We start from the raw sequence: 4112 nt of genomic DNA, 5'->3' as shown, positions 1-4112 counted from the left end.
GAGAAGTAGTTCACATAATTGCCGCCGAGTGCCGCCGACAGCGCGGCACCTACATCGGCTTGGGTCATGCCCAGCGCGGCGATTTTTTCGCGGTCCACCACCAGCTTGGCTTGAGGTTTGTCGAGTTTCAAATCCATGTCGGAGAACCAGAACAGCTGCTGTTTCTGTGCCTCGGCCATCACCGCCTGCGCCACTTCGTTGAGGTTTTCCACCGAATCGGTGGTGGTGATCACAAACTGCACCGGCAGCCCTTGGGCGCCCGGCAGCGACGGCAGCGGGAAGGCGGCAATGGTGGCGCCCGGCACCTGGTTCCACTTTTGCTGCAAATCCAGAATCAGTTGGGCCTGGGAGCGTGTGCGCTCATCCCAGGTTTTAAGCAGCACGCCGCCCAGGCCCTGGTTGAGCGCGGGCAGGCCGGTGAGCTGGAACATCTGCGCGTATTCCGGCTCTTTATTGGCGATCTGGAATGCCTGGTCGGCAATCCGCTCCATCTGCTGCGGTGAGGCGGTGGGTGGGCCTTTGATCTGCATAAACACCAGCCCTTGGTCCTCGGTGGGCGACAGTTCACTCTTGGCCGTCATGCCACTGGCGGCCACCAGCAAGAACAGCACAAAACCAAAGGTCACCAGCACCGGCCAGATATTCAGGCCGCCCGCCAGCACGCGGTGGTAACGCTTGCGCAACCAATCAAAATAGTCATCGAGCTTGCGCGCGAAACGACCTTCCTCCTGCCCTGGTTTGAACAACTTGGAGGTCATCATCGGTGAAAGGGTCAACGCCACCACGGCCGACACGGTCACAGCGCCCGCCAGCGAGAAACAGAACTCCTTGAACAATGCGCCCGTCAGCCCGCTGCGCAGCCCGATCGGCACATAGGCGGCAATCAGCACCACAGTCATCGCGATGATCGGCCCGCCCAACTCCCGCGCCGCCACCAGCGCGGCCTCCAGCACGCCTTTGCCTTCTTCCTTGATGTGCCGGTCGACGTTTTCCACCACGATAATCGCGTCGTCCACCACCAGGCCGATGGCCAATACCAGTGCGAGCAAGGTCAGCAGGTTGATCGAATAGCCCAGCAGGTACATCACAAAGAAGGTGCCGACCAGCGACAACGGGATCGCCACCAACGGCACAATCACCGCGCGGAACGAACCGAGGAACAGATAGATCACCACCGACACAATGATCATGGCTTCGACCAGGGTCTTCACCACCTCGTAAATCGAGGTGTTAATAAACGCGGTGGAGTCATACACAATTTCGCCGCGCACGCCGGCCGGCAGTTGCGATTGCAACTCGGGGAAGGCTTCGCGCACGCTGCTGGCGACGGTGAGGATATTCGCGGTGGGCGCCGCCTTGATGCCAATAAACACCGAGCGTTTGCCGGAAAACGCCACGCTGCTGTCATAGTTCTCGGCGCCAAGGGTGACGGTGGCCACATCCTCCAGGTACACCAGCGCATCGCCTTTCTGCTTGATCACCAGCCGCTTGAACTCATCCACCGTGTGCAAATCGGTGCCGGCGGTGAGGTCGACCGTCACGGTTTGCCCACGTGTCGAACCAACGGCCGACAGGTAGTTATTGTTGGCCAGCGCCGTGGACACGTCCTGCGCGGTGACGTTATGCGCCGCCAGTTTGTCCGGGTCCAGCCAGGCGCGCAGGGCGAATTGGCGGCCGCCGAGGATCTCGGCGGTTTGTACGCCCTGGATCGAATCCAGCTTGGGCTTGACCACCCGCACCAGGTAGTCGGTGATGTTATTGGTCGGCAGCGTGTCGCTGTAAAAACCCAGGTACATGGCGTCGGTAGTCTGCCCCACGGCAATGGTCAGCACCGGCTCCTGGGCTTGCGCCGGCAACTGGTTCTTGACCGAATTGACCTGTGTGTTGATCTCGGTAAGGGCTTTGCTGGCGTCGTAGTTCAGCCGCAGCGTGGCGGTGATGGTCGAGATGCCGGTGATGCTCGACGAAGCCAGGTAGTCGATGCCCTGGGCCTGGGCAATCGCCGATTCCAGCGGTTGGGTAATAAACCCGGAGACCGTGGAGGCGTCGGCGCCGTAGTAGGAGGTGGTGATGGTGACCACGGTATTTTCGGTGCGCGGCCATTGATTCACCGGCAGTTCAAAAATCGAGCGCAGCCCCAGGATCAGAATGAACAGCGAGACGACGATGGCCCACACCGGTCGCTGGATAAAGGTATCGGTAAGCTTCATGGGACACCTTTAATGTTCTTGGGGCGTCGGCGCCGGGTCGTTCAGCGGCGCGGCGCTGTTGTCGACCTTCACCGGCGAGCCGTTCTTGAGCTTCATCTGGCCGCTGGTGATCAACAGATCGCCTTCCTTGACGCCGGACAGGATCGCGACCTGATCGCCACGGGTCGGCCCGGTCTTGATAAAGGTCTGTTGCGCGGTGAGCACCTCGTCACCCTTGTCATTCTTGCTCGAGGTGGCAATGAACACCGTGGTGCCATACGGGTTGTAGGTCACCGACGTTTGCGGGACGGTGAGGTAGCGTTGGGTGGCGCCCGAGCTGACCACGGCACGGGCAAACATGCCGGGCACCAGGTTTTGCTTGGGGTTCTCCACGGTTGCTTCAACGGTAATGTTGCGCGTGGTGGCATCGAACTGGGTGTCGATGGTGCTGATACGGCCCTTGAACGTCTGGTTGGACAGGCCGTCAGCCGTTACCGCGACGCTTTGTCCAATGGCGATGGCTTCCATCTGCGTCTGCGGTACGCTGAAGTCGATATAGACAGGATCAAATGTCTGCAACGTGGCGATCTTGTCGCCGGGGTTGAGGTATTGGCCGGGGTTGACGCTGGTGATACCGATGCGCCCGGCAAACGGTGCGCGAATGGTCTTTTTCGCCACCAGCGCACGCTGCTGCTCGGCGGCGGCAAGCTTGGCCTTCAAGTCGGCGGTGTCGCTGTCGACCTGGGCCTGGGAGATTGCGTTGACCGCCAGTTGCGCCTTGTCGCGCTTGAGCACGATGACGGCGAGGTCGGCTGTGGCCTCGAGCGAGTGCAGTTGCGCGATGTCGGAGTCGGCATTCAACTGCACCAGCAGTGCCTGGGCTTCGACATCCTGGCCGGGTTTGAACCCGATGGTGCGCACGATGCCGCCCACTTCCGTGGTCACATCCACGCCGCGCACTGCCTTCATCGAGCCCACCGCCGAGACGCTGGGTTGCCAATCGCTGAATGGCACCTGCATCGCCGTCACCACCGCTGCAGGCAAGGGCTGTTTGGACTGGGCGATCAGCGCCGAGATCTGCACGAACTTCACCCCGGCAATGATCGCGACAATCACCAGCACCACCACGATCATGATCAGCATCGGCCGCCACAGTCGCCGCTTGCGCGGGCCATTGGGGGCCGGTGGTGGGGCAGAGACAGGGGTGACTTCAGCCATGGGGTTTCTCACTGTTGATTCAGTTGAGCCGCGCGGCATCGGCCGGCGCGGCTTTGCTCTTGGCCGGCATGATTTCCTGCCACGACGGCAGGCCGAAGCGATCCGGGCTGCCCTTGGTGTCCGGGTTTACATCCGCACGGTTCCACCAACCGCCACCCAGGGCCTGGAAGAGGGCGGTGGTGTCGCTGTAGCGGGCGGCCTGGGCCTTCACGCGTGACAGTGCAGTGTTTTGATAGGTCTGCTGGGCCGTGAGCAGGTTGATATAGGCCACCGCGCCGAGACGGAACTGGGCCTGGACCAGATCCAGGTTGGCCTGCGCGGAGCGCTCGGCCACGACCTGCTGGTTGAGCGCGTCGGCGTCGGCTTCCAGCGCCCGCAGTGCGTTGGCCACGTCCTGGAAGGCGGTCACCACCGTGCCGCGATAACGCGCCGCCGACTCGTCGTAAGCGGCCACGGCTGCGCGTTTACGGTGTTCGAGTGCGCCAGCGTCAAAGATCGGCTGGGTGATTGAACCCGCCAGGCTCCACACGCCGGAGCCCGATGAAAACAGTTTGGTGCCGCTTGCCACCGTGGAGCCCAGCGAGCCGTTAATGCTGAACTGCGGCAACTGGTTGGCGACAGCCACGCCGATATTGGCACTGGCCTGATGCAGTTGAGCCTCGGCGGAACGCACATCCGGGCGCTGGCCCACAAGGGCCGACGGCA

The 4112-nt window shown here is 62.1% G+C and carries 3 protein-coding genes; all 3 read right to left on the bottom strand.

What is annotated here, in order from left to right:
• On the bottom strand, nt 1-2210 hold a 2210-nt coding region (locus FEM54_RS26225), incomplete at its 3' end, for an efflux RND transporter permease subunit (RefSeq protein WP_138453625.1).
• 9 nt (nt 2211-2219) lie between these two features.
• Nucleotides 2220-3332: an efflux RND transporter periplasmic adaptor subunit gene (locus FEM54_RS26220; protein ID WP_170037736.1), complete on the bottom strand. Its 1113-nt coding sequence runs from the start codon at nt 3330-3332 to the stop codon at nt 2220-2222.
• A 94-nt stretch (nt 3333-3426) separates the two neighbouring features.
• Nucleotides 3427-4112: TolC family protein (locus FEM54_RS26215; RefSeq protein ID WP_171045903.1), on the bottom strand; the 686-nt coding region annotated here is incomplete at its 5' end.

Origin of the sequence: Pseudomonas edaphica (genome assembly GCF_005863185.1) — a bacterium.
GTDB lineage: Bacteria > Pseudomonadota > Gammaproteobacteria > Pseudomonadales > Pseudomonadaceae > Aquipseudomonas > Aquipseudomonas edaphica.
The sequence above is the reverse complement of the archived record's forward strand: the minus strand, read 5'-3'. Positions and strand labels throughout refer to the sequence as shown.

Coding starts and splice junctions, on each gene's coding strand:
- FEM54_RS26220 (WP_170037736.1), bottom strand. CDS start 3,332: ATGCTGATCATGATCGTGGTGGTGCTGGTGATTGTCGCGATCATTGCC.